This is a genomic window from Bacillus sp. AG4(2022) (assembly GCF_031844465.1).
Classification (GTDB): domain Bacteria; phylum Bacillota; class Bacilli; order Bacillales; family Cytobacillaceae; genus Bacillus_AB; species Bacillus_AB infantis.
Genome location: NZ_JAUZVH010000001.1, coordinates 797872 through 819191, shown reverse-complemented (window position 1 = coordinate 819191; position 21320 = coordinate 797872). Strand labels below are relative to the sequence as shown.

Here is a 21320-nt window from a genome sequence, read left to right as displayed (position 1 = left end):
AAGAGAATAGAGGCAGCTGTTCTGCCTGTTAAAAAGGGATCGGGAAAAATACCGGTCCCTTTTTTTCTTTTTGGGAAGATGATATCTATGTGATTAAGAATATTTGCTCCAAAAGTTTGAAACCCTGTTGATTGGAGTGGAAGGCACGTAGACTCCTGCGGGATTGCAGCGGCAGAGCTGAGACCCCGCAGGAGGCACGACGAGGAGGCTTAGCGCCGCCCCGCGGAAAGCGAAGTACCTGGAATGAAATCAACCGCCCCATTCAAAAATAAAAACTATGTACGAAACTAAATGCTAATCGTAATTATGGTCTCTTGAGTTCCCTCAATAAAAAGTCATATAGGGTTTTTCCTTGCGGTAATAATCAAGACGATCCTGCAGGGTTCCGGTGTGATATTCGAATTTATGCCCATCCGGATCCTCAAAATAGATCGACCGGCCGTCTTTTTCATGCCTGCTTCTGCCTGAAAGAATGACAGCCCCGGCTTTTATAAGCCTTTTTTCCAGCCCTGCCAATTCTCCTTCTTCTGCATGAAATGCAATGTGAGTATAAGAATCCTTTATTTCTCCTCTTGGTATATCTTTTTCTTCATTTAAAGCTATCCACAGCCCATCTAAATCAAAGTAGGCAGTTGTCCTGCCGGAAATCAGCAATTTTGCGTTGAATGCTTCCTGATAGAAAGAAATGGATCTCTCAAGATTTGAAACAGAAAAACAAAAATGGTTAATTAGCTGCATTCCTTTTCCCGCTTTCTTTACTTTACCGTCAGAATAAAATCTGCAAAATAAAAAGAAATTTGTCGAAACGATATATTTCGGATTGTGAAACAACATTTTTTCTTGAAGAATTTGTCTAATATTGCGAATCTATTTACTTTTATAGAAATTCTTGTAATAATGCTTCAAGTGGCCTATTATTCCTTGGCATTCCGCAGATGATGTCAAATAGAGAAGGGAAGCTGGGGAAATCGCCTCTGTTTTTATTATTATATAAAGAGAGACATAATTAAAGAGGGAAGATAGAATGATTGGATTATAAAAAAAGGAATGGGACACGGATTAGGAGGAAAAGAAAGTTGTGCCAGTCAAATGAATATTTAATGAAAGAAATCCAGGTGAAAAGGGAAGCGATGATTAAGATTGCAGAGAGAGAAGGAATTTCAAGTGCGGCGACGATCCGCTGCAGCCAGGAGCTTGACAAGCTGATTCTGGAGTTTCAGCAAAGCATGAAGAAAGAGAGCAGAAATCATGAAACTGTTAAGGGACCCTATAAAGAGATGATCCTTTGGCCGAGGGAGCTTGCTAAAGTCTAAGCGGCAGATTGACAGTTGTCAGCTCTAAAAAGGATTATCCGGGTTCTGCCCAAACATTATTGCGTATCTTATTACTTCAGCCAAAATACTCGCAAATTACACTTCACAGCTATTCTCCTCATAGAAGAAAACAGCACAGCATAAACATTTGGAAAAGCATAGGCTCTGCGGCGGGATCTCCCGGGGCTGATCAAAATCCGTTGAAGAGGGGCCTGTTTTATAAGGGCCCCTCTTCATTTTTACCCTGCAGTTAAAAAATATTGATCAGAAAGATCATGAAGAGCAAGCCTATGATGAAGGAATAAGTGGCAGTGCGTTCGTTTCCGTCTCCATGGCTCTCAGGGATCAGCTCTTTATAAATAATGAACAGCATGGCGCCTGCGGCGAAAGCAAGGCCATAGGGAACAAGAATGCTGATAAATGATGTAAGATAGAATCCGAGAAGCCCGGTGACGATCTCTATCGCACCTGTCAGGGTGGCAATAATAAATGCCTTGAATTTGTTTATTTTCTGGTTTACCAGAAATAAAGCCACAAGGAATCCTTCAGGGGCATTTTGCAATCCAATGGCAAAGGCGATCAAATTGCCTGTATCTTCTGTGCTCGAAGCGTAGCTGACCCCTACGGATAACCCCTCAGGAATATTATGCAGTGTGATGGCTGCGATGATCAGCATTGCCTTTTCATCAAATTCGAGCCCTTTCTTCGAATGCTGAAGATCAATATGAGGGATATTCTTCTCCAGCAGCGTCAAGGAGAGAACACCGAGGAAAACACCCGCAGCCAGCGGCAGAAATCCACCCGCAGCCAGCGCTTCCGGAATAAGCCCCATCATGGAGGCTGCCATCATGATGCCTGCTGTGAAAGCCAATAGGATGTCTCTCCAGCTGTGGGTGATGCTCCCGTGCATAAACAGTATGATCAAAGCCCCAAGTCCTGTTGAAAGGGCAGACAGTACGCTCCCGATAATTACTTCGCTCATGGTATAAAGCTCCCCGCCTTTCCTTTGAAGCATGATGAGCACCATGCAATCTGGTCTAACCGTATTTATGGGCTTAACGCGCAATACTAATATATACAGCAGAAAGAAAAAAGTTCCCCGTAAAATAATTGTGCAGCTGAAAAGAATATGAAAAAGGCTGTCCAAACCGGTACCAGGGTTCGGACAGCCTGCATAATAGCTGATCTTATATATCTTCGGCCTGCATTTCTGCAAGCTGGCGGTCTGATGGAAGCACAGCCGATAAAAGGCCTAATAGAGGAAGGAAGCCGGTGACAGCCAAAGTCAGGGGAAGGCCGATCATATCTGCGAGCCATCCGAGCGCAACCGAACCGATTGCTCCCATGCCGAAGGCCAGGCCCACTGTGAGACCGGACATGGTGCCGATTTTTCCAGGCACCAGCTCCTGCGCATACACTACAGTAACCGAAAAGCTTGCCATCAGAATAAAGCCGGTTAACAGCAAAAAAATAAAAGCAAGTTCTTTTGGCATATACGGCAGCAGAATTGAAAATGGTGCAGATGCAGCCATTGAGACAAAAATGATTCTCTTTTTTCCAAACCGGTCAGATAATGGGCCGCCAAAGAATGTTCCTGCAGCGCCTGCTGCCAGGAATGCAAATAAAAATACTTGTGCCTGCGTAATCGTGAAGGAATACTCCGTTATCGCGTAAAAAGCGTAGAAATTGGTGATGGCTGATATATACCAGGAACGAGCAAATATCAGGAAAAGGATGACGGCCAGTGAAAGTACTATTTTGTTTTTTAGGGCAGTTTGCCGTTTTTTGCCGGCCCTGGATTTTTTCAGCCCCAGCTGCTTTTCCTCCTTCAGTCTTCCTGAATACCAGAAGGCGATATAAACAAGAAGGCCGGAAGCGAGGGCTGCAGCCAATGTAAACCAGGAAGCTCCTCTTTGCCCCAGAGGCACAAGAATGAGGGCTGTAATGAGCGGTGCAAGTGCCTGTCCTGTATTGCCTCCCACCTGATAAATTGACTGTGCCAGTCCCCTTTTTGTCCCTGCAGCCATATAAGCGACGCGCGATCCTTCAGGATGGAAAATGGCTGAACCAAGGCCAATCAGCACAACAGACAATACTATTGAAAGAAAATTCCCGGCCAAAGCGAGGCCGAGCACCCCGGCCAGTGAAATGGCCAGCCCAATTGGAAGAGCGAATGGCATCGGCTTACGGTCAGTCAGTATGCCAGTAACCGGCTGGAGGAGCGAAGACACGATGTTAAGGGAAAAAGCAATGAATCCAAGCTCCGTATAAGTCAGCCCCATTGACTTTTCGAGGATGGGAAACATGGCAGGCACTACAGCCTGGATCGTATCGTTCAACAGATGGCAGAGCCCGATGATGAATAAAACTTTATAGGCTGTACCTTCGTTATATTTTTGCTTTTGGACTGCTGCAGGGTGTCCCATTGATTTCCCTCCTGGTGTTTATTTGCCGATAGAGTTCTTGATTGAAATAACACATAATAAAATAGCATAATATATTTTAGTAGATTTATCCATGATTCATTTACAATGGATCTGGGAGGATGTCATTTTTGGAGGCAAATATGGAAAAATATATTCAGGAATTGCTGGATGGCAGCTCCATCCTTAAAGACATGAAGAATACTTATGGACTTGAAGAGGATTGCAGACTTCTTGGGGATTTTGAGAATTTTGTTTATGAAGTAAATAAGGGTGGAACGCCCTATATTCTCAGGCTGACTCATCAATCGCATCGGTCTTTTCACAATATTGCAGCCGAGATTGACTGGCTAAATCATTTATTCTCTGAGGGTATTCAAGTTCCTGAGGTGATGATGGCTTTAGGAGAAAGGATCATAACCGCCGGGTGCAGGGATGGCAGCAGTTTCTACGCCTGTCTGTTTTCGAAAGCTCCGGGCAGGCCAATCAAAGTAACTGATAGAGAGTTTGACAAAGATCTTTTCAGGTCATGGGGCAGGATCATTGCCCAGATGCATGAAGCAACAGCCAATTATAAGGCAAATGCTGAAATTGGAGCAAGGCCGGGCTGGGATGAGGAAGATGTCCTTTTCCCTGAAAGGTATGTTCCCGCAGAAGGGCATGCAAGAATCATTGCGAACAGCAGGGAGCTCATCAGCAGGATTAAAACGCTGCCTGCAGGAAAAGACAGCTTTGGGCTTGTACATACAGATCTTCATTCAGGCAACTTCTTTTTTGATGGAAAAAAGGTCTATCCGTTTGACTTTGATGACTGTGCCTATCACTGGTTTGCCTCAGATATAGCCATCCCGGTGTATTACTCGGTCCTTTACCGCTTTAAAAACGGAACACAGCAGGAGAAAAATGCTTTTGCAGCAGGATTTCTGAAGGAATTTGCTTCAGGATATGAGGAAATCAGGCAGCTTCCTCCCGGGTGGCTTGATCAGCTCCCGCTGTTTCTGAAGCTTAGGGATGTTGTCCTCTATACTGTCCTCCATAAAAAGATTGCGCCTGAGGATAGAAGCACTGGACTGCTTTCAATGATGGCTGATTTGAAGGGCAGGATCGAGGATAAACAGCCGATTTTCACCCTTGAATGAGTAAAGCAGAGCACCGTATGGTGCTCTGCTTTACACGTGTTGATAAATTGGGCCTGACACCTTAGTCTTTTACAGGCAGCAGGATCTCAGCTTTTGTGCCTTCATTCACTCTGCTTGAGATGGTGATGCTGCCTCCAAAGGACTCAATGATCCTTTGGCATACAACAAGGCCTAGCCCAGTTCCCATATCCTTTGAAGTGAAAAATGGCGTGAATACCTTCTCAAGGTCTTCCTCACGGATGCCGGAGCCTGTGTCTTCCAGTATGATACTGTGCCATTTGCCGCCGGTGTGCAGGGAGATGGAGAGCCGTCCCCCGTCCGGCATTGCTTCAAAAGCGTTCTTTGCAAGATTGAGAAGTACCTGCTTCAGCTGATCCTGGGTACCCTCGGCAATCGCCGGGTTATCCGGAAGATGGTAGGTGCACTGTACATTTGCCAGGGACGCTTCTGATTCGAAAAGGGGAATTAGGTCAGAAATGATTTCTTTCAGATTGATTTTTTCCAATTTCAGGGCAGCAGGTTTTCCCAGGATCAGAAACTCACTTACAATTTCATTGATTCTGCTTATCTCCGTGTCAATCACTTTAAAGAAGTACTGATCGTCGGAATGTGTGTATTTTTCACTGAGAAGCTGGACAAGCCCTTTTATTCCGGTCAAAGGATTCCGGATTTCGTGGGCTGTACTTGCTGCAAGGGTGCCGACCAGCTCAAGCTTCTGCAATTCGTTTTTCTTCTTTTCCTCTGCCGCCTGCTTTTTAAGCATGAAATATTTGATAAAAAAGAAGATGATATGGAAGATGATCAGCAGTCTTGCAATAAATCCCGCAGCCTCTTTAAAGATTGCTGCGTTATCTCTGTCAGGGACTGCTGTTTTGATCGTCCAGGGGAGTCTCTCGATCGGGATCATGACTGTCTGCTTATTGCCAAATGAATCGGAACCGGCCATATTAAAGCTCATGATCGGCGCATCCTCCTGGTTGTAGACGACCAGCCTGGCATCGGGCGTCAGCATGGTCAATATATTTTCAATGTGGTCTACCCTGATCTGTGCTATGGCAATTCCGGCGATCTCCCGGTTCTCTTTAAGCACCGGCGCTGCCAGGCCAATAACCTTCTGGCCGTTTTCGAGCGTTTCCTGCCTGGAGGAAATGACGATATCCTTAGCATCCATCGCTTCCTGTATATAATTTTTTTCGAGCATATTTTTGTTGTCAAACAGAGAGTTTGATCCTGCGATGACTTCTCCGCCGGCATTGGCTACATATAATCCCCCATAGCGTGAATCCATCAGATGGATGCGCTGAAGCAGCGGTGAGATTTTTGCAGGATCCTGCATTTCCGCAGAGGCCGCAATAGAAAGGACCTCAAGGGTAGAAACGGTTTCCGAGATAAAGTCATCCCAATGCCGCTGGTGGATGGCTGCTGTCCACCTGGCAGCTTCCTGGCGGTCGCTGATATTCTGATCCAGCAGCTTGTTCATATAAAAGAGGCTGGAAATGACAGCAGGGATCATAACGGCTGCGAGATACAGAATATAGTTCTTTGGTTTTTTCATTTGTATGTACCTCAATAGATATTTGTATAATTGAGAAGAGCGCCTCGTATCCGGGCGGGCTTATTTGTTATTATACCACTTATGAACAATTCAAGTTTAACAGCAGCCAAGAATGATAAATAGGTACTAAAGGGAGGAGTTAGATGAAAAATAAAGAGATAGTATCGTTCCTGATTACATCTGATTTGCATGGCAGCATCTATCCTTATGATTACAGCGCGGGAAAAGAACAAGCAGCGGGGCTTGCCAAACTGGCATCAGTGATCAGGCAGGAGAAGGCGAAGGCAGACCATACACTCCTTCTGGACAATGGCGACCTGATCCAGGGCACGCCGCTTATGTACCATTATTCCCGGTTCTTAAAGCACCGTGTCAATCCCATGGTCCAGGTCCTGAATAAGCTGGAGTATGATGCTGCTGTAATCGGCAACCATGAATTCAATTATGGCATCGAAATGATCAAGAGTGCAGCCAGCGAATCCAATTTCCCCTGGCTGAGCGCCAATGTGCTGCACCGGACAACGAAGGAGCCGTATTTCGGAGTGCCCTATATGATTAAGGAAATGAATGAGCTTAAGATTGCGGTCCTGGGGATTACAACAAGCCATATCCCGAATTGGGAAAGGCCTGACTATATCCAGGAACTTTTCTTCGATTCTGCAATTGAGACCCTTGCACGCTGGATTCCTTATGTAGAAGAAACTGAAAAGCCCGACTTCCTGGCGGTCGCTTATCATGGAGGCTTTGAACGGGATATGGAAACAGGCGCCAAAGCGGAGGAGGAAACAGGAGAAAATGAAGCTTACAGGATCTGCATGGAATTTCCGGAAATCGATCTGCTGATTACCGGCCATCAGCATAGGAGGCTGTCTGGCAAAGAGGTGAACGGGGTGCCGGTCATCATGCCGGGAGCCCATGGAAGCCATTTGGGCAAAGTAGAAGTGACTTTTGAAAAGGTCCGTCATGAATGGACAATCGCCGGCCTCGACTCATCTTTGATCAGCAATGAAGGTGAGTGTGATAAGGAAATCATCCACGATGCAAGCTTTTACGAAAATGAAACGCAAAAGTGGCTTGATGAAGAAATCGGCTCTCTGACAGAAAGTATGCTGATCACAGATCCACTGGAAGCCAGGATCAGGGAGCATCCATTGATTGAACTGGTTAACCGCGTCCAGATGGATGCTTCCGGGGCAAAGATATCCTGTACAGCCCTGTTCAATGAAGGAGCACCGGGGTTCAGCAGCACGGTGACCATGAGAGATATCATGACCAATTATATTTATCCAAACACACTTGCTGTATTGCAGATAACAGGCCAGGACATTAAAGATGCACTGGAAAGGTCTGCCTCCTACTTCAGGGTCGGTGAAGATGGGGAAATTGCGGTCAATCCGTCATTTTCAAAGCCTAAGCCGCAGCATTATAATTATGATATGTGGGAAGGGATCGAATATGAACTGAATCTATCCCAGCCTGAAGGAAGCCGTGTCACTGTTTTGGAGCACAGAGGAGAGGCCATGAAAATGGATGAAGTGTTTGAGGTGGTCATGAACCACTACCGTGCAGGTGGAGGAGGCGGCTACTGGATGTTTAAGAACAAACCTGTTATCCGGGAAATCCATAAGGACATGACAGAACTGCTGGCTGAATATATCAGGAAAGAACAGCCTGTAAAGGCAGAAGTGAATGCAAACTGGAAGGTTACAGCCAATTCTCATTTATTGCAGCCCAAAAATTGACACAAGAGGCAAGCTTCCTTATAATAATGCTGAATTTGAGATAAAATAACGTGTTAAAGGATCTGTTTAAAAATGGGGAATGAACAGGTAAATCAATCATTAAAGCTTTTTATCGTTTTATCAAGGGCCTGCAGGGCTGTTAATGAGAATGTCAATAAGCTGATTCAGACATACGGATTGAATCCGACTGAATTTGCGGTGCTTGAGCTGCTCTATCACAAAGGAGACCAGCCGCTGCAGCAAATCGGCGGCAAAATCCTGCTCGCAAGCGGCAGTATTACTTATGTTGTGGACAAGCTTGAGGAAAAAGGGTACCTCCGCCGGGTGGCCTGCCCGACAGACCGGCGCGTGACATTTGCCCAGATTACAGAAAAAGGCAAAGCGTTCATTGAGGAGATCTTTCCGTCTCATGAGCAGTTCATCCATGAACTGATGTCAGAGCTATCTAATGAAGAAAAGCAGACAGCGATCGATCTTTTAAAGAAGCTCGGCTTATCTGTCGGAAGATTTTAAAGCAAAGCACAGTGATCTTGCTGTGTTTTTTGTTTTTTAGGAGGATTTTCCTGCTGGATGTCGAATCTTTAGTATGGTTTTTTAAAATAAAGCTATTCGGGGGGAAAAGAATGAAATTCAGTGAATATACATATGTCCGTCCAGACATGGACGAAGCAGGAAGGAAATTTGAAGCTGCACTGGAGAGGTTCAGGGGGGCAGCAAGTGCCGATGAACAGAATGAAGCGATGAAGGAGATCAATCAGATTCGCAACGATATCGGGACAATGTTCAACTTATGCTATATCCGCCATTCAATTGATACTAATGATGAATTTTATAAAAATGAACAAGACTATATGGATGAAGTACAGCCGCAGCTGGAAGGGTTTGTAACAGATTACTATAAAGAACTGGTAGATTCCAAGTTTCGTTCAGAACTTGAAGGAAAATGGGGTAAGCAGCTTTTTGCGCTGGCAGATGCCCAGCTGAAGGTATTCAAGCCGGAAATCCTGCCACTTATGCAGAAGGAGAATAAGCTATCTTCTGAATATACGAAGCTGATGGCCTCCGCCAAGATCGATTTTGAAGGGGAAGAGCGTACACTGGCCCAAATGGAGCCATTTACCGAGTCGACCGACAGGGAAATGAGAAAGAGGGCCCAGGAGGCACGTTTCGGATTCCTTGCTGACAATGAAGAGGAGCTTGACCGTATCTATGACGATCTTGTAAAAGTCAGGACAGAAATCGCACATAAGCTTGGCTATAATAACTTTGTAGAGCTGGCTTACTACAGAATGTACCGGACGGATTATAATGCAGAAATGGTCGCCAAATTCCGCGGACAGGTCAAAGAGCATATAGTCCCGATCGCGACAAAGCTAAAGCAGCGCCAGCAGGAAAGAATCGGACTTGATGAATTAAAATACTATGATGAGCCTTTCCAATATAAGACGGGCAATGCAGCACCGAAGGGAAGCCCTGAGTGGATCATTGAAAACGGCCAGAAAATGTATGACGAACTCTCAGAAGAAACAGGCAGATTCTTTTCTTTTATGAATGAAAATCAGCTGATGGATCTTGTGGCGAAGAAGGGGAAAGCAGGAGGCGGCTACTGCACCTATATTGAAAACCATAAAGCACCTTTCATCTTTTCCAATTTCAATGGCACTTCAGGTGATATCGATGTGCTGACACATGAAGCCGGCCATGCTTTCCAGGTATATTCCAGCAGCCATTTTGAAATTCCTGAATACAACTGGCCGACATATGAAGCAGCAGAAATACATTCCATGAGCATGGAGTTCTTTACATGGCCATGGATGGAAAATTTCTTTAAGGAAGATACAGATAAGTATAAGTTTTCCCATCTGAGCTCTGCATTGCTTTTCCTTCCTTATGGCGTAAGCGTAGACGAATTCCAGCATTGGGTATACGAAAACCACACTGCTACTCCGCAGGAACGTAAGCAGGCCTGGAGGGAAATTGAGAGGAAATATCAGCCGCATAAAGACTATGAAGGAAATGAGTATTTGGAGAATGGCGGTTTCTGGCAGCGCCAGGGGCATATCTTTAATTCTCCTTTCTATTATATCGATTATACACTTGCACAGATTTGCGCTTTCCAGTTCTGGAAGCGTTCAAGGGAAAACCAGGAAGAGGCATGGAGTGATTATGTCAAGCTGTGCGGATTAGGCGGAAGCCTTCCTTTCACAGAGCTGGTCAAGGAAGCCAATCTTCTTTCGCCATTCGAGGAAGGCTGTGTAGAATCCGTAATTGGTGAAATTGAAAGCTGGCTGAATTCTGTAGATGACAAAAGCCTGTAAAATTAGATGAGCCGGGGATTCCCCGGCTCTTTCTTGCTGTTCAGGAAATTTTAAATCGTATATCCTGGGGACTATTTTCAATACCTGATCAATGTCCAGCAGCTGCGCCGGGATCACAAACCAAACCTCCCAAAAAGTCAAAGAATTCCTTTCCGTGAGGCACCCAGGAAGCTGGCCATGCCGACGTTGCCACAGGACTTGGCGTTCTTAGTCTGCGTTCCTAAAGGTGATCAAGGCTCTTGCGCTTTTGTTCTGCAGATATTACTATTTTACTGGCTGCTGTCCAGATCTTCTTTAAAAAGGGGGAGATGGATTTCGGCTGTTGTGCCGGAGCCCATCCTGCTTGTAATCGAGAGCCTGCCTTTATGCTGCTGGATAATCTGCTCTGTAATCATCAGACCGAGGCCAGTACCTGATTCCTTTGTGGTAAAAAAAGGTTTTTTGATATTTTGCAAAAGTTCTTCGGGCATTCCGCATCCGCTGTCTTCGATTAAAATTCTTGCTTCACCAGTGCTGGTCTGTCTGCATGAGATCTTTACAACACCGCCCTCCGGCATAGCGTCGATGCTGTTTTGGACAAGATTGATGCATGCCTGCTTCAGCTTGCCGGTGTCGCAAAGGACAGTTCCGCATCCAGGAAGAATATCCTTCAAAAGGTGCACATTTTTATAATGTGCCTCAGATTCAAACAGGAGCGCTGTTTCATTTAGCAGCGGTTCCAGCGGCTGAGGCTTCATGTTTGGTGTGTGCGGTTTGGACAGATATAGAAATTCATTAATAATTCCGTTCATCCGCTCCAGTTCTGAATGGATGATTGAAATATATTGCCTATAGTCATTCTCCTTTTCACCAATCATTTGTATAAATCCTGATATAACGGTTAATGGATTTTTAATTTCATGGGCGACGCTCGCTGCCATTTCACCGGTGACCTTCAGTTTTTCAGAATTCCGCAGATACTCTTCCAGCTTTTTCTTCTCAGTAACATCCCTTATGACCATCGATACTGCAAAAATTTTATGCTGAGCATTATAGACAGGGGATACGGTCGCCTCTAGCACGCTCGGCTCATCACTGACACCCGGAAAGGAAAGTTCAGCTCCGGAAATACTGCGGCCAAGAAGCGCCGAATCCAGCATATCCGAGATTTTACCATTTTCATCCGCTATGATGGTTTCAAGGCTGTCCCCAGGCTCTGGAGCTGTGGAGTGAAACAGCAGGGAGAAACTGTTATTCATTCTTAGAATCCTTTTTTCTGCATCTGCAATTACAATGGAATCGCTGGTATTGTCAAAAAAAGCGTCGATATAGGATCTGGTCGATTCCAGGTCTTTCCTTGCAGCCATTTCGCTTCTCTCTGCTTTTTCCCACAGCCTGTTCGCGTGTTTGATCATGAAAAACAGCAGAATGCTTGTGAGCAGGGCAAAAAGGAGGATATAAGGCAGGTCCTCAGGGCCGGACATTTCTGCAATTAAATGTCCATTTGCTGCATTCAGGATGATAAGGGCTGCAGCAGCCAGCGAGGTGGAAATGCCAAGCGCAAGATAACTCTGATAAAAGGCTGATAAAATGATCCCGAACACCAGAAAAATATAATTGACCAGATAAGGAAGCTGCAGGTTCAGGTAAAACAGATAACTGTATATACTGGCCAGGATTACAATCATCATGAAGTGAGGCTTCGGCTTAAGATAATAGAGGCCGGTGAGCAGCAGGCAAAAGCCAAGGCCGACAGGCGGCCACAGCAAATCATAGCGCTGATCGACCAATGTGTAAAAAGCTGTATCGATTATGTAAAACAGCCAGAGCAGCTGTATCAAAAGCAGATTCCGGCTTTCTATCAGGCTTGTTTTGTTCATGCTTAGGGTGCCTTTCGGTTAGTATATTAACCAATTTTATCACAATTTGTCAGATTTTGTTGAGCGACTTTCATGTCTAACAGAAAAAGACATACAGTAAGCCTGTATTAAGCTTCTGTATGCCTTTCGCAATTGATTTGTATCTTTATTTTCCAGTAACCACAATATTTCCATCCAAAAGGTCTGCATGCAGCTGTGTGCATGATGGATCTTCCAGAATAAAGTCCGCAATTTTGTCTTCCAGCTGCTCCTGGATTGCCCTTCTAAGCGGACGGGCTCCAAACGCCGGATGATAGCCAAGCTCGGCCAGTTTTTCAACTGCTTCATCAGTAAAAGTCAGCAGCATATCCTGTTCTTTGAGTGCTGTATTCAGCTCTTCCAGCATCAGCTGCACAATTTTCAGCAGGCTGTCTTTTTCAAGCTGTTTGAACTCTATGATGCTGTCGAATCTGTTCAGGAACTCAGGCTTGAAGAAACTGCCCAGAGAATCAAGAATTCCTGATTCCTTGACAGCTTCGCTGCTGCCGAAACCGACCTTGATTTCCCTGTGTCCTGCACCGGCGTTGCTTGTCATGATGATAACAGAATCCTTAAAGCTGACGGTCCTTCCCTGGCTGTCTGTCAGGCGGCCGTCTTCGAGTATCTGGAGGAACATATGCTGTACGTCAGGGTGGGCTTTTTCTATCTCATCCAGCAGAATGATGCTGTATGGATTCCTCCGCACCTTCTCAGTCAGCTGGCCTGCTTCATCATGGCCGACATATCCCGGAGGGGAACCGATAATTTTTGAAATGCTGTGTTTTTCCATATATTCGCTCATATCAAGCCTGATCATGCTGTCTTTAGAGCCGAAGAGCTCTTCAGCAAGTGTTTTTGTCAGTTCGGTCTTACCAACACCGGTTGGTCCGACAAATAAGAAAGAGCCGATTGGGCGGTTTTTGGATTTTAATCCAGCTCTGCTTCTGCGTACTGCCTTTGCGACCTTTTTAACAGCTTCTTCCTGGCCGATCACTTTTTCGGAAAGGGATTTTTCAAGGTTCTTCATCTTGGATTGTTCATCCTGCTGAATTTTGCCGACCGGAATGCCGGTCTTTCTTTCAATGATCTCCTGGATATGTCCCGCTTCCACTACCGGCCTCTTTGCCGAATCATTGTTCAATGCTTTTTCAAGCTTGATTTCCTGTTCACGGAGCTTGGCCGCTTTTTCATAGTCTTCTTTCTTCAGGACTTCTTCTTTGGCAGCTGATATTTCAGCCAGCTTCTGCTCGATTTCTTCCCCTGGTGTATATTCTGCTGTCAGATTGATTTTTGATCCTGCTTCATCCAGCAGATCAATGGCTTTATCCGGAAGAAATCTGTCCTGTATATATCTGCTTGATAGAGTGACGCATGCCGACAGCGCCTCTTCCGAATAGGTGACTTCATGGAAGTCCTCATATTTGGACTGGAGGCCTTTCAGGATTTCTAAGGCTTGTTCCTGTGTTGGCTCCTGAATGTGAACAGGCTGGAAACGCCTTTCAAGCGCAGGGTCTTTTTCAATCTGGCGATATTCTTTTAAAGTTGTCGCACCGATTACCTGAAGTTCGCCGCGGGCAAGAGCAGGCTTCAGGATGTTGCCTGCGTCCATGGAGCCTTCGGCGGATCCTGCTCCGACAAGAAGATGGATTTCATCAATGAACAGGATAATATTTTTCCTTTCCTGCAGCTCTGTGATAAGCTGTTTCATCCGTTCTTCAAACTGTCCGCGAATGCCGGTATTGGCAACAAGCGAAGCGACATCAAGAAGATAAACTTCTTTATTCAGCAGTTTGCGGGGTGCTTTCTTTTCAGATATTTTCAGTGCCAATCCTTCTGCAATGGCAGTTTTCCCGACACCGGGCTCTCCGATCAGTACTGGATTATTTTTATTTCTCCGATTGAGTATTTCAATGACACGGTCAATTTCTTCATCCCTGCCAATGACAGGATCTATTAAGCCTGCATTGGCTGCATTGCTCAAGTTCTTGCCAAACTGTTCAATAAAGCCGTTTGGCTTTTTGCCTGGCTGCTGTTTCATTCCCTTGCCGGCACTAGCTTCACCGGCGCCCATTTGTTTGAACAAGTCTTCCATGCCGGAAGCCTCGAAGGGATTCTGGTAACCGAAGGAAGCGTTCATTTTTTGCTTTTCGGTCTGATAGCAGCTGCTGCAGAGATGTGTTTCTATTTTATTTCCATTTATATTAAACCTTAATTGGATGGTTGCCTGGTTTTGTTGACATTTTTCACAGTTCATCAATCAATGCCTCCTATATGTTGACTTTGACTATCTTTGACTAACTTTGATTTTATTATACTTTGACCTTATTTGACTTTCAAGCAATAAGACTTGGCAATTTAAGCCAAAGGAATGAATTGTTTTGAAAAGCTCGTCTTTGTTGGAAAAGCCGGTCATATACATGAAGGGGAGGAGGCGGTTTCGTGAAAAATTGGACTGGAGCCTTGCAGATTGCTGCTGTCTATGTCGGTACAGTAGTCGGGGCGGGTTTTGCAACAGGCAAGGAGATAGTAGAGTTTTTTACCCGGTTCGGGTTTATCGGGCTGATCGGAATTCTGATGAGCGGATATATATTTATTATGCTGGGAACAAAGCTGATGAGGATCTCAGCACGGATACATGCAAAGTCCTACCAGGAGCTGAATGATTATCTGTTCGGCAGATATTTCGGAAAAGTGATCAATGTGCTGACATTAATTATGCTCCTTGGCGTATGTGCTGTCATGCTGTCAGGCGCAGGAGCTGTATTTCAGGAGCAGCTTGGATTGTCCAAGCTCTCAGGGGTGCTTGCAACAATCATATTATCGGTGGTTGTAATGATTCTCGGCATTAAAGGGCTGTTTGCTGTGAATTTGTTTGTAGTGCCTATGATGATTGCCTTCAGTTTTATCTTAATGTTCATTTCTATAAAGCTCCCGGGCTTTAAGGAGCAGATGCTGTTCATTCCGTTTGCGGAGGATGGGTGGAAAGCTGTAGCCGCGCCATTTTCCTATACCGCGCTCAATCTGGCCCTGGCACAGGCGGTGCTGGTGCCTGTTGCAGCTGAAATAAAAGATGACCGGACCATCAGGATGGGAGGGTATATCGGAGGGGCGGCATTGACCATCATCCTTTTATCAAGCCATCTGACTCTTGTAATGCTCCCTAACCTGGAAGTATATGAAATACCAATGGCAGTCATCATGAAAAATCTTGCATCCGGTTTTTACGGCCTGTTTGTACTGGTCATTTATGGAGAAATTTTTACCTCAATAATAGGAAATATTTTCGGGCTGGAGAGGCAGATAAGGCAGTATATTTCAATCCCGGCCATCTGGTCGGTCGGGGGAATTTATCTAATTACCTGTTTAATCAGCATGATAGAATACAGTACACTGCTTTCCTATCTTTATCCGATATTCGGATATGTCAGCATTCTATTTATTGTCCTGCTCTGGATAAAACCTACAGAAGAAAAAGAAGCATGAAAAAAAACAGGCCGATGAGGTGTTTCATCGGCCTGTTTTCCTTATTTCTCTGCTGAAATGGTTTTTGCCATTTGAATAAAAGCATCAGTGTGATCAGCATCATTTTTTGTGTAGATGCTCAGCTTTAGGGGCTGTCCACCGTTTTTAATCAGGTATACCGCTGCTTTATCTTCTTCTGAAGCTGCTTCGTAAATGATTGCATCCTGCAGGAATTCATCATCAGAAGCCTCCGCAGATTGCACCTCACTGCTTACCGCTGTCAGCTGGGATTTTGCGTTCTCTTCAGCCATTTCCCAATCTGTATCTTCCGGCAGCAGCTCAATCCTCATGAATACTTGATCATTATCTGTCAGATAGAGTACATCTTTATTAGGCTCTTCAGCTGTCAGTTCGTATGAAGGAAGGACATACATAGAATAATTCTGGTTGTCGCTTTTTTCAAGGACTGCAGTTTCTTCCATCGTTTCTCCATTCACCTGGTATGACAGGGATTTTTCCTGCTCCATTTCAGAGCTGCCTGTCTCCTCGTTTTCTTCTCCTTCAGACTGATCATCCGTCTGCTCTATGTCTTCACCATTTGAATTGTCACCGGTTTCCTGGGTGCCGTCTGTTGTGCCCGCTGTTTCTTCTGTATTGGTTCCATTGTCTTCACTTCCTGTGTCCTCTGTAGTCCCGCACCCGGCAAGTGCAAGTGAAAGGATCCCTGTAGCCAGCAATAGTTTTTGAAGTGTGTTCATTTTGGCATTCCTCCTGTATGTCATGCAGTTTTATAATAGAGTAGACGATGTTATCTGCAGAAAGTTACAAATTTTGCTGATTTCATCAGTTGAATGGCAAGATAATAAAAATTAATAGATCGAATATGAGATGAGAGACAATGACCAGGGGCAGGCTTTTCTTCCAGGCATACAGATATCCCCAGAACAGCCCGGCTGCAAATGCTGCAAGGGCAAGGACCGGATAGCCGGAATAGAAATGGACGGAGGCGTAAAGCAAAGCAGCTGATATCACTGCCCATCCTGGTTTTATGTAGCTTTGCAGGCGTTTTTGGACAAAACCCCGCCAAAAAATTTCTTCGCCCGGAATGATGACAAGGATCAGGACGATATATTGCCAGATTACTTCCGGGGAAAGCCGGCTGTACAATCTCCCGATTTGGCTTGCGAATGGCAGGTTCAAAATCTCTATCAGAAAATGGCCTGTCCAGAATAATCCATAGAGGAGTACCCCGGAAACTGCTCCAAAGAAAAGGTAAGACCGGAAAGAAGCCTCATCCTCCACTTCTTCTGCCATAATTGAATAGCTGATCAGAAACAGCATGGAAGCGGTGAATATATACCAAAATACTGCCCTGTCCTGAAAAGTGAAAAACAATAACAAATGGGCAATCATGATCCCCAGGATCAGTTTTATATCAATTGAGCCAATTTTCATTCATGATCTCCTTTCAGCCAGGTGGAAAATATAAATGCGGGTTTACGGTGCAATGCTTCTTCTGCTGTATAATCAGTAAGTAAGCTGTTGGCTCGTACAATTTATTGGTGTTCTAACAAACCAATCACTATTTTATCAAAAAATGAAAGTACTCTGCTACTACTTTTGTTCATACAACTGTTTTTAACAGCATACAGGAGGGAAAAAGATGCGAAAAGCACTAATTTTAGGCGCTACCGGCTTGACAGGGGGCCATCTTTTGGAGCTGCTCCTGGGCAGCGGCCAGTACTCAGAAATAAAAGTGATCAGCAGACGCCCGCTTAGCATAGAACATCCTAAACTGACGGTATACATTGGGGGCTTCAGCAGGCTGGAGGAGATGGGGGATGCCTTCAAGGCTGACGATATATTCTGCTGTATTGGCACAACGATTAAGAAGGCGGGAAGCAAAGACGCTTTTCGGGCAACCGATTTAGAGTATCCCTTAAAGGCGGCACATCTTGCACAAGAAGAAGGTGCAGCCAGATTCCTGATTATATCGTCAATGGGGGCAGACCCGGATTCTAAGTTTTTTTATAATAAGGTAAAAGGACAGGTGGAAGAACAGCTTAAGACACTGAATGCTTTCAGCCTCCACATTTTCCGGCCGTCCCTTCTTGTCGGCGATAGGGCGGAGTTCAGGCTGGGGGAAAAGGCCGGCGAGGTTTTCTTAAGGGCGGCAGGGCCGTTTATGAAGGGAAAGCTTCAAAAGTATAAATCCATCAAGGCATTAGATGTGGCAAAAGGGATGGCAGCGGCCGCAATCCGTGATAAGGAAGCCCGCAAGGCTGCAATGATATATGAATCGGATGAAATAGCCCGCCTTGCAGGCAAATAAAAAAACTCCGCCTGGCAGCGGAGTTTTATTTACTTTATATTATAGCAGCGCTTACATTTTACGATTAGAATACCGATTCTTTAATGACTTTATAGTTTTTATGGTTAACAACAGTCCTTTGCTCTAACTCAAGATCACGATAGTCATCCATGTATGTAAGATCGACAATCACCGAATTTTCGTTCACTTTTTCAACTATGCCCTTCAAGCCTTCCCTGAATTCAATCACGTTTCCGACTTCTGCTTTCTTCATACATCCTCTCCCTCTCCCGTGTTTGTTTCTTCTCTAAAAGCTTATTAACATTTTGCACTACTTTTTGAATTTCGTAAAGAATTTTGAACATTTTTAACTGAAATTTCCATTTTTCGGATTGAAACATAAGGGTATTGCATAACTGTGCTTCTGCAAGTATTTCCGTGGAAATTCTTATAGTAATTTGGTATACAGTAAGTATGTGAAAAGGAGGTATTGGCTTGGAACAAAACTTGGTGAATGAATTGCTAGATAAGCTCAAAGACGGTGAACTTGCGGAGTACTATGTAAAAAAGGAAGACTTCCTTGAGTTTCGCAGGGTGCTTGTCAGCCGCCCGGACTTTAAGCATTTCCGCGGCATTGGCCAGCGAGGCGGAGATGTATTGTATCAATATCTACCTGAGCCCCGCAGCTGAAGGCTCAATATATAGCTGAAGGCTCAATATATATAGGAAGGGAGTCGATGGAGCAATGAAGTTTAAAGACAGGACAGTGTTCATAACCGGTGGTGCAAATGGGATTGGCAAGGGCATTGCCAAGTCATTTGCTGAAGAAGGTGCAAAGGTAGTTATTGCAGATATAGCCGAAAAGGAAGGGGCTGAGCTTCAGGAGAAGCTGGTATCCGAAGGCAGGGAAGCCTTTTTTGTGTATACAGATGTGAGAGATGAAAGAAGCATTATAACTGCCATGGAAAAGGCAGCCGCTCAGTTTGGAACTATAGACATCCTTATCAATAATGCCGGGATTTCAAAGTTTATTTCATTTACGGAGATGACATTGGATGAATGGGATGAGATCCTCCAGACTAATTTGCGGAGCGTTTTCCTCTGCAGCAGGGAAGCAGTGAAGCTGATGAAAAGTGGAGGCTCAATCGTAAATATGGCTTCGACCCGGGCGTCCATGTCTGAGCCTGACACAGAGGCTTATTCTGCATCCAAGGGAGGGATCACGAGCATTACCCACGCTTTGGCAAGAACCTTGGCAGGCAAGGGAATCAGGGTTAATTCCATCAGCCCGGGCTGGATTGAAACAAAGCATTATGATGAATTGCGGGAAAAGGACCATAAGCAGCATCTTTCAGGAAGAGTAGGTAAACCGTCTGATATAGCGCGCTGCTGCCTCTACCTTTGTGATCCGGAAAACGATTTTGTAACGGGCGAAAACATCGTGGTCGATGGGGGAATGACCAGGAAAATGATGTACGAGGAATAGCAGGATTCCTTCTAGTTTTTCCGCAGCAGCAGGATGCTGAAAATGAAAATAGTCCCAACGAAAATCAGGCAGCTTAAGAGATGGGAAAACATATGAAGCCTCCTCAAGTGGTTTATTCCATCATATAGGTGATTCATAATGTTTCCGTTGCATGAACGTAAAGTTCCAGTAAAAAAAACTCCAGCAGAATGCGCTGGAGTTTTTTATCTTGATTTGTAAGAGCCGGCAGCCTTTCTGGCATACTCTTTAAGCTGCTGGATAATCTCAAGGCTTTTTTCGCTGCCTTCTGCAGATACGAAGCCATAGGTGCTGCTATTCCATTCGTGCTTTTGCCATACCGGCTCACCGGTCATGGTGATAAGAGAATCGTTAATGATGAAAGACATTTCCATCAGCAGCTTTTTTTCTCTTACCGGAAGGTCCATGGAAGCCTTGAAACGCAGGCCGTTCGGGCTCAAATCCATTATCTCCGCTGTGCCTGGCCTTGCCTCAACCGGTTTATCGTCAATTTTTATAATCCTGAAGGACCCATGGAGCGGCTTAGGGAATTGAAACCGGAACGGCTCATCCCGTTTATATCTCATATGATCACCTTCATATATTTGTTTGTTAATTCTTGTAAGTTTATTGAATCACCAGACCGCCTTTTTTGCAACCATTTTCTCTGCTGAGTCTATTTCTTCCAATCACTTGCTATGCTTGTATAATTTCATGTTATATTTAAAAAGACAAAATATTAGAATAATAGAGGTGTGCAAATGCTTGATCAAATAGAAAAACTGAAAAGAGAAATAGGAAAGGTGATTGTCGGCCGGGATAAAGAAGCAGAGTTGCTGGTGATTTCGCTCATCTTCAATGGCCATGTGCTTCTTGAAAGTGTGCCTGGAACAGGCAAGACACTCATGGCAAAAACATTCGCTGAAACATTTGGAGGAAAGTTCTCGCGGATTCAATTTACACCGGACGTACTTCCGAGTGATATTACAGGAATCCAATTTTTCAATCCGAAAAACCATGAATTTGAGTTCCGCCCAGGGCCCATCCTTGCCAATATTGTACTTGCTGATGAAATAAACAGGGCTACCCCGCGGACACAGTCAAGCCTGCTTGAGGCCATGGAGGAACGCCAGGTAACGATTGACGGACATACATTCAGGGCGGAAGAACCCTTTATGGTCATTGCGACGCAGAATCCGGCAGAGTCGCAGCAAGGGACCTTTCCGCTGCCGGCAGCACAGCTTGACCGCTTTTTCATGAGGGTTAAACTGGGCTATCCCAGCCTTGAAGAAGAAAGGATGATAATAAAGGGAAAAAGGAGGCAGTCAGCTGCCGTAAAACAGGCTGTAAGCCGGCAGGAACTCGCTTTATTGAGGGAGGCAGCAGCACAGATACATATATCGGAAGAGCTTGAAGGTTATCTGCTCGAAATTGTCAGGAAGACGAGGGAAACCCCTGCCATCGAACTTGGGGTCAGCCCAAGGGGGTCGCTTGCCCTGCTGAGGGCTGCAATCGGTGCTGCACTGATAAAAGGCAGAAAATATGCCGTCCCGGAGGATATCAAGGAAATGGCTCCATATGTGCTGGCACATAGAATCTATCTTACCGCCGAAGCATCCCTTACAAGCACAGAGGAAGAAGTGATCAAAAAAGTTATTGATTCCGTTGAAGTCCCAGTTGAAGCAGGTGCCCGCTAG

The 21320-nt window shown here is 45.0% G+C and carries 20 protein-coding genes; 10 read left to right on the top strand and 10 right to left on the bottom strand.

Annotation, left to right across the window (positions count from 1 at the left end; translation table 11 throughout):
• Nucleotides 1-324: 324 nt before the first annotated feature.
• Nucleotides 325-738, bottom strand: coding sequence for a metallothiol transferase FosB (gene fosB, locus Q9R36_RS04035; protein WP_022543648.1), 414 nt, complete (start codon nucleotides 736-738; stop codon nucleotides 325-327).
• 338 nt (nucleotides 739-1076) lie between these two features.
• On the opposite strand from fosB, the gene Q9R36_RS04030 reads away from it, so the two are divergent.
• Nucleotides 1077-1313, top strand: coding sequence for an aspartyl-phosphate phosphatase Spo0E family protein (locus tag Q9R36_RS04030; protein WP_022543649.1), 237 nt, complete (start codon nucleotides 1077-1079; stop codon nucleotides 1311-1313).
• 250 nt (nucleotides 1314-1563) lie between these two features.
• Here Q9R36_RS04030 and Q9R36_RS04025 read toward each other — a convergent pair whose 3' ends face one another.
• Nucleotides 1564-2295 carry a ZIP family metal transporter gene (locus tag Q9R36_RS04025; protein WP_009794266.1) on the bottom strand — a complete coding sequence of 244 codons (732 nt, stop codon included), beginning with the start codon at nucleotides 2293-2295 and terminating at the stop codon, nucleotides 1564-1566.
• A 205-nt stretch (nucleotides 2296-2500) separates the two neighbouring features.
• Entirely contained in the window at nucleotides 2501-3739 is a 1239-nt protein-coding gene (locus tag Q9R36_RS04020) for an MFS transporter (protein WP_009794267.1), read from the bottom strand.
• 140 nt (nucleotides 3740-3879) lie between these two features.
• Between Q9R36_RS04020 and Q9R36_RS04015 the strand changes: the two genes are divergently transcribed.
• Entirely contained in the window at nucleotides 3880-4875 is a 996-nt protein-coding gene (locus tag Q9R36_RS04015) for a phosphotransferase enzyme family protein (protein WP_311224567.1), read from the top strand.
• A gap of 61 nt (nucleotides 4876-4936) precedes the next feature.
• On the opposite strand, the gene Q9R36_RS04010 is transcribed toward Q9R36_RS04015, so the two are convergent.
• The gene (locus Q9R36_RS04010; RefSeq protein WP_306010041.1) at nucleotides 4937-6430 is read right to left on the bottom strand and encodes an ATP-binding protein; all 1494 of its coding nucleotides are present in this window, start codon (nucleotides 6428-6430) and stop codon (nucleotides 4937-4939) included.
• 143 nt (nucleotides 6431-6573) lie between these two features.
• On the opposite strand from Q9R36_RS04010, the gene Q9R36_RS04005 reads away from it, so the two are divergent.
• The 3 genes from Q9R36_RS04005 to Q9R36_RS03995 all read left to right on the top strand — a co-directional run bounded on the left by Q9R36_RS04005 (nucleotide 6574) and on the right by Q9R36_RS03995 (nucleotide 10490).
• Entirely contained in the window at nucleotides 6574-8172 is a 1599-nt protein-coding gene (locus tag Q9R36_RS04005) for a bifunctional metallophosphatase/5'-nucleotidase (RefSeq protein ID WP_311224566.1), read from the top strand.
• Nucleotides 8173-8244: 72 nt separating this feature from the next.
• Entirely contained in the window at nucleotides 8245-8685 is a 441-nt protein-coding gene (locus tag Q9R36_RS04000) for a MarR family winged helix-turn-helix transcriptional regulator (protein WP_009794271.1), read from the top strand.
• 110 nt (nucleotides 8686-8795) lie between these two features.
• Nucleotides 8796-10490 (top strand): M3 family oligoendopeptidase, encoded by a 1695-nt coding sequence (locus tag Q9R36_RS03995; RefSeq protein ID WP_009794272.1) that lies wholly within the window; start codon nucleotides 8796-8798, stop codon nucleotides 10488-10490.
• A gap of 269 nt (nucleotides 10491-10759) precedes the next feature.
• Here Q9R36_RS03995 and Q9R36_RS03990 read toward each other — a convergent pair whose 3' ends face one another.
• Both Q9R36_RS03990 and Q9R36_RS03985 read right to left on the bottom strand, forming a co-directional pair.
• Nucleotides 10760-12349: a two-component system sensor histidine kinase NtrB gene (locus Q9R36_RS03990; RefSeq protein ID WP_101550746.1), complete on the bottom strand. Its 1590-nt coding sequence runs from the start codon at nucleotides 12347-12349 to the stop codon at nucleotides 10760-10762.
• 145 nt (nucleotides 12350-12494) lie between these two features.
• On the bottom strand, nucleotides 12495-14621 hold the full coding sequence (locus Q9R36_RS03985) for an ATP-dependent Clp protease ATP-binding subunit (RefSeq protein WP_094768852.1): 2127 nt from the start codon (nucleotides 14619-14621) through the stop codon (nucleotides 12495-12497).
• Between the two features lie 185 nt (nucleotides 14622-14806).
• Between Q9R36_RS03985 and Q9R36_RS03980 the strand changes: the two genes are divergently transcribed.
• On the top strand, nucleotides 14807-15850 hold the full coding sequence (locus Q9R36_RS03980; protein WP_311224565.1) for a YkvI family membrane protein: 1044 nt from the start codon (nucleotides 14807-14809) through the stop codon (nucleotides 15848-15850).
• Between the two features lie 41 nt (nucleotides 15851-15891).
• Here Q9R36_RS03980 and Q9R36_RS03975 read toward each other — a convergent pair whose 3' ends face one another.
• A complete protein-coding gene (locus Q9R36_RS03975; RefSeq protein WP_022543651.1) occupies nucleotides 15892-16587 on the bottom strand; it encodes a hypothetical protein in 696 nt (231 codons plus the stop codon).
• Between the two features lie 85 nt (nucleotides 16588-16672).
• Complete coding sequence (locus tag Q9R36_RS03970; protein WP_009794277.1) at nucleotides 16673-17284, bottom strand: CPBP family intramembrane glutamic endopeptidase; 612 nt, start codon at nucleotides 17282-17284, stop codon at nucleotides 16673-16675.
• Nucleotides 17285-17492: 208 nt separating this feature from the next.
• Here Q9R36_RS03970 and Q9R36_RS03965 point away from each other — a divergent pair, with 208 nt between their 5' ends.
• Nucleotides 17493-18161 (top strand): NAD(P)H-binding protein, encoded by a 669-nt coding sequence (locus Q9R36_RS03965; protein ID WP_311224564.1) that lies wholly within the window; start codon nucleotides 17493-17495, stop codon nucleotides 18159-18161.
• Between the two features lie 64 nt (nucleotides 18162-18225).
• Here the strand turns inward: Q9R36_RS03965 and Q9R36_RS03960 are convergent, their stop codons facing one another.
• Nucleotides 18226-18414, bottom strand: a complete 189-nt coding sequence (locus Q9R36_RS03960; RefSeq protein WP_009794279.1) for a YkvS family protein — start codon at nucleotides 18412-18414, stop codon at nucleotides 18226-18228.
• 221 nt (nucleotides 18415-18635) lie between these two features.
• Between Q9R36_RS03960 and Q9R36_RS03955 the strand changes: the two genes are divergently transcribed.
• Together Q9R36_RS03955 and Q9R36_RS03950 are read left to right on the top strand one after the other, a co-directional pair.
• A complete protein-coding gene (locus Q9R36_RS03955; RefSeq protein ID WP_311224563.1) occupies nucleotides 18636-18830 on the top strand; it encodes a hypothetical protein in 195 nt (64 codons plus the stop codon).
• 55 nt (nucleotides 18831-18885) lie between these two features.
• Nucleotides 18886-19626, top strand: a complete 741-nt coding sequence (locus tag Q9R36_RS03950) for an SDR family NAD(P)-dependent oxidoreductase (RefSeq protein WP_009794281.1) — start codon at nucleotides 18886-18888, stop codon at nucleotides 19624-19626.
• A gap of 203 nt (nucleotides 19627-19829) precedes the next feature.
• On the opposite strand, the gene Q9R36_RS03945 is transcribed toward Q9R36_RS03950, so the two are convergent.
• Nucleotides 19830-20210 (bottom strand): PilZ domain-containing protein, encoded by a 381-nt coding sequence (locus Q9R36_RS03945; RefSeq protein WP_094768857.1) that lies wholly within the window; start codon nucleotides 20208-20210, stop codon nucleotides 19830-19832.
• Nucleotides 20211-20384: 174 nt separating this feature from the next.
• On the opposite strand from Q9R36_RS03945, the gene Q9R36_RS03940 reads away from it, so the two are divergent.
• Nucleotides 20385-21320 carry an AAA family ATPase gene (locus Q9R36_RS03940; RefSeq protein WP_009794284.1) on the top strand — a complete coding sequence of 312 codons (936 nt, stop codon included), beginning with the start codon at nucleotides 20385-20387 and terminating at the stop codon, nucleotides 21318-21320.

Excerpts from the sequence above, each read along its gene's own strand:
- fosB (WP_022543648.1), bottom strand. The coding sequence starts at position 738 with ATGCAGCTAATTAACCATTTTTGTTTTTCTGTTTCAAATCTTGAGAGA.
- Q9R36_RS04025 (WP_009794266.1), bottom strand. The coding sequence starts at position 2,295 with ATGAGCGAAGTAATTATCGGGAGCGTACTGTCTGCCCTTTCAACAGGA.
- Q9R36_RS04020 (WP_009794267.1), bottom strand. The coding sequence starts at position 3,739 with ATGGGACACCCTGCAGCAGTCCAAAAGCAAAAATATAACGAAGGTACA.
- Q9R36_RS04015 (WP_311224567.1), top strand. The coding sequence starts at position 3,880 with ATGGAAAAATATATTCAGGAATTGCTGGATGGCAGCTCCATCCTTAAA.
- Q9R36_RS04010 (WP_306010041.1), bottom strand. The coding sequence starts at position 6,430 with ATGAAAAAACCAAAGAACTATATTCTGTATCTCGCAGCCGTTATGATC.
- Q9R36_RS04005 (WP_311224566.1), top strand. The coding sequence starts at position 6,574 with ATGAAAAATAAAGAGATAGTATCGTTCCTGATTACATCTGATTTGCAT.
- Q9R36_RS04000 (WP_009794271.1), top strand. The coding sequence starts at position 8,245 with ATGGGGAATGAACAGGTAAATCAATCATTAAAGCTTTTTATCGTTTTA.
- Q9R36_RS03995 (WP_009794272.1), top strand. The coding sequence starts at position 8,796 with ATGAAATTCAGTGAATATACATATGTCCGTCCAGACATGGACGAAGCA.
- Q9R36_RS03990 (WP_101550746.1), bottom strand. The coding sequence starts at position 12,349 with ATGAACAAAACAAGCCTGATAGAAAGCCGGAATCTGCTTTTGATACAG.
- Q9R36_RS03985 (WP_094768852.1), bottom strand. The coding sequence starts at position 14,621 with ATGAACTGTGAAAAATGTCAACAAAACCAGGCAACCATCCAATTAAGG.
- Q9R36_RS03975 (WP_022543651.1), bottom strand. The coding sequence starts at position 16,587 with ATGAACACACTTCAAAAACTATTGCTGGCTACAGGGATCCTTTCACTT.
- Q9R36_RS03970 (WP_009794277.1), bottom strand. The coding sequence starts at position 17,284 with ATGAAAATTGGCTCAATTGATATAAAACTGATCCTGGGGATCATGATT.
- Q9R36_RS03965 (WP_311224564.1), top strand. The coding sequence starts at position 17,493 with ATGCGAAAAGCACTAATTTTAGGCGCTACCGGCTTGACAGGGGGCCAT.
- Q9R36_RS03960 (WP_009794279.1), bottom strand. The coding sequence starts at position 18,414 with ATGAAGAAAGCAGAAGTCGGAAACGTGATTGAATTCAGGGAAGGCTTG.
- Q9R36_RS03950 (WP_009794281.1), top strand. The coding sequence starts at position 18,886 with ATGAAGTTTAAAGACAGGACAGTGTTCATAACCGGTGGTGCAAATGGG.
- Q9R36_RS03945 (WP_094768857.1), bottom strand. The coding sequence starts at position 20,210 with ATGAGATATAAACGGGATGAGCCGTTCCGGTTTCAATTCCCTAAGCCG.
- Q9R36_RS03940 (WP_009794284.1), top strand. The coding sequence starts at position 20,385 with ATGCTTGATCAAATAGAAAAACTGAAAAGAGAAATAGGAAAGGTGATT.